Annotated in this window: 3 protein-coding genes; all 3 read right to left on the reverse strand. The window is 76.2% G+C overall.

What is annotated here, in order from left to right:
* The coding region (locus J1M40_RS01365) for a copper resistance D family protein (RefSeq protein ID WP_206450387.1) at positions 1 to 1,097 on the reverse strand (1,097 nt) is incomplete at its 3' end.
* Between the two features lie 73 nt (positions 1,098 to 1,170).
* Positions 1,171 to 2,583, reverse strand: coding sequence for a Dyp-type peroxidase (locus tag J1M40_RS01370; protein ID WP_061873115.1), 1,413 nt, complete (start codon positions 2,581 to 2,583; stop codon positions 1,171 to 1,173).
* The coding region (locus J1M40_RS01375; RefSeq protein ID WP_241251961.1) for a copper chaperone PCu(A)C at positions 2,570 to 3,192 on the reverse strand (623 nt) is incomplete at its 5' end. The genes J1M40_RS01375 and J1M40_RS01370, both read right to left, overlap by 14 nt.

Consider the following 3,192-nt stretch of genomic DNA (forward strand, 5'->3'; position numbering starts at 1 on the left):
GGGCTGGGACGGTCCGGGCCGGCGTCGAGGCGGGGGATGACCCACCGGCGGTGCAGCAGGCCGATCAGGCCGAGGCCCAGGGCCGCCAGGAACTTGGCCGACACGAGGATGCCGTAGGGGCTCAGCAGCTGGGCCGGATCGTCCATGCGGATCGACGCGTTGACCACGCCGGACAGCGCCACCGTCACCAGGCCCAGCCCGGCGAGCACGGAGTACCGGGTCAGGACCGTGTGCAGCAGGGGCGCCGGGCCCTGCCGGCGCAGGCTGCGGCCCCGCCCCTGCGCCCCGTTGGGCCCCACGAGGGTGTCCGAGATCGCGACGAGCACGAGCAGCCCGCCCACCCACACGACGACGCCGAGCAGGTGCAGGCCGATCGAGTTCACGGCGCCGTTGTGGTCGTCACCGCCCGCCGCGTGCCCGATCAGGGCCAGGGGCACGAGGGCGAGCATCGCCAGGATGCCGGTCCAGAACAGGCCGTTGTGGGAGCGGACGGCGATCGCCAACGTGGTCACGACGGCGGCGATCACGGTGACCCAGAACCACGCCTGGCCCACCGAGATGCCGACCACGTAGGCCGCCAGGCCGTCCGTGAAGCCCTGCCCCGCCGTGACGGGGATGCCGGCGAGATCCGAGTAGGACAGCACGCCGACGGCCAGCGCGGCCACTGTCCACACGCCGGCGCTGACGGCGGCGATCCGCATCACGCGGGTGAACGCGGGGTGCTCGGGCAGCGGTGCGGCGTCCGCATCCTCGCGCCGCTGCCGGGCGGAGCGGTGCCACCGTTCCGTGCCCGCCGCGTGGGGCGGCAGGACCCCGGCCGCGAAGATCAGCGCGGCGATGGTCAGGGACATCGCCAGGTTGGAGACGAGCTCCCCCACGGGCACGCCCCAGCGGGTGATCCACCCCGGGTCGGAGAGCTGGCGCGCGGCGGTGACGCCGGTCAGCCAGCCGGCGGCGGCGAGGCCGGCGGCTCCCGCGGCGGCCACGAGCACCCAGATCCACCGGGGCACTCCGACCGGCCCCGACGGACCGGGGCGGGCGGCGTCGTCGTTCTCGGTGGGGTGGCTGCCCCGGGCGGGGGCGGTGGCGGCGGACATGGGGTCCATCCTCTCAAAGCATGCGGACGCCCGGCGACGACGGGAGCGGCCCCGCCGTCGTCGGGCCCCTGGGTCAGGCGAACAGGGCGTCGCCCACGAACCCGCCCTCGGCGCAGCCGGGCGGGATCGCGAAGACCGCCGAGCCGACGGGCACGGTCCACAGGTTCAGGTGGTCCGACTCCGCGAGCCGGGCCTGGACGGGGACGAACTGTCGGTCCACGTCCGCCTGGTAGGCGGCGAAGATCAGGCCGGAGCCCGCCTCCAGCGCCCCGCGCGGGTCGTCGTAGTTGTAGCCGCGACGCAGCATCCCGTACTCGGGCTCCTCCCCGCGGGCCCGCCGCAGGTGCGCGATGTCCGAGATGACCGGGAAGCCCGTGGGGCCGACGGCGTCGAAGTCCGGCTCGTCGTGCTCCTGCTCCCCCGTGAGGGGGGCGCCGGTGCCGAGGCGACGGCCGATGACCTTCTCCTTGGCCGGGCGGTCGAGCTCGTCCCACGTGTCCATGAGCATCTCGATGCGCCGGATCACCACGGACGTGCCGTCCGGGATCCACGGGGTGACGCCCACCTGCTCGGCGCCCACGCCCCACACCACGCGGTCGAGGTGCGGGGTGTCCGCCGCCGGGTTGCCGGTGCCGTCCACCTGCCCGAAGAGGTTGCGCATCGTGGTGCCGGTGGGGTGGGCGCCGCGGGCGGAGCGGAAGCCCTCCTGCACCCAGCGCTCGGTGGCGAACGGCCGGGCCGCCTTGAGGAGCATGCGCCGGGTGTGGGCCACGGACATCCGGTCGTCGCCGCAGATCTGCAGCAGCAGGTCGCCGTCGCTGAACGCGGGGTCCAGGCGGTCGATCTGCTCGAACGCCGGCAGCGGGCGCAGCCAGGCCGGGGCCCGGTCCGGGGCCACGCGGCGGACGAGCTCCGGGCCGAAGCCGAACGTCACGGTGAGCCGCGCGGGGGCGGCGGCGAGCTCCGGCTCGGTGTCGGCGATCGTGGCGCGGCCCTGGGTCAGACGCGCCGCGTCGTCGGTGAGCAGGCGCAGCATCCGCTCGATGCGCACCCGGTCCGCGTCCTCGCGCAGGTCGAGGGCGAGGAAGACGGCGTGGGCCTGGGCGGGGGTGTCGACGCCGGCCTGGCGCGGCCCGTGGAACGGCACGGTGTCCGTGCCCACGGGCGAGCTGACGGCCACCCGGGCGGCCTGGCCGCCGGGCTCGGCCCAGCCGGCCCGGCCGACGTCGCCCTCGATGCCGGTGTCGCCCATGACCTCGGAGGGTGAGGCCCCCGCCCCGGGCGCGGCGGACGCGCCCGGGGCGGTCGAGGCCGACGCGTGGCCGGCGCCGTAGCCGAGCGCCGTGCCCAGCAGGCCGCCGCCCACCGCGCCCGCCCCGAGGAGCAGGCCGCGGCGGGAGGGGCCCCCCGGGGCCGGGCGGGCGCCCTCGCGCCCGCCCGACCCGTGGTGGTCGTCCGGCCGGACGGCGGGGTCAGTGGTCGGCATGGTCCTCCGATTCGTGGGACTCGCCGCCGTGGTACGACTCGTTGGCGCCGGTGAAGGGCCGGACCACGGAGGTGACCTCGAGGGTGGAGCCGTCCTCCAGCTCGAGGTCGTAGGTCACGTCCTCACCCGGCTCGATCGGGTCGGTCAGGCCCATGAACATCACGTGGTTGCCGCCCGGGGCGAGCTCGAGGCTCCCGCCCGCGGGCACGGTGAAGCCGTCGGGGCTCTCCTGCATCACCATCTGGCCGTCCTCGCCGGAGACCATCTCGTGGAGCTCGACCGTCTCGCCCAGCTCCGAGCGGACGCCGACGATGTGCAGGTCCTGGTCCGAGGAGTTCTCGAGCATGCCGAAGGAGCCGGTCATGCCCTCCTCGGTGGCCTTCGTCCAGGGGTCGGTGATCGTGAGGCCGGCGGCCTGGCCGTCCGCGGTGGACGCGGCCGGCGAGGCATCCGAGGCCGGGGCGGCGTCCGTGGCCGGCGCGACGCTCGAGGCGTCCGACGCGCTCGGGGCGGAGCCGGCGTCGTCTCCGGCGCAGGCCGTCAGGCCGAGGGCGGCGACGGCGAGCACGGCGGCGGCGCCGAGGCGGCGAGGGGCGCGGGGGGAGGTGG

It is taken from the genome of Micrococcus sp. KRD026 (genome assembly GCF_017168445.1).
In the GTDB taxonomy this organism is placed as follows: Bacteria; Actinomycetota; Actinomycetes; order Actinomycetales; family Micrococcaceae; genus Micrococcus; species Micrococcus luteus.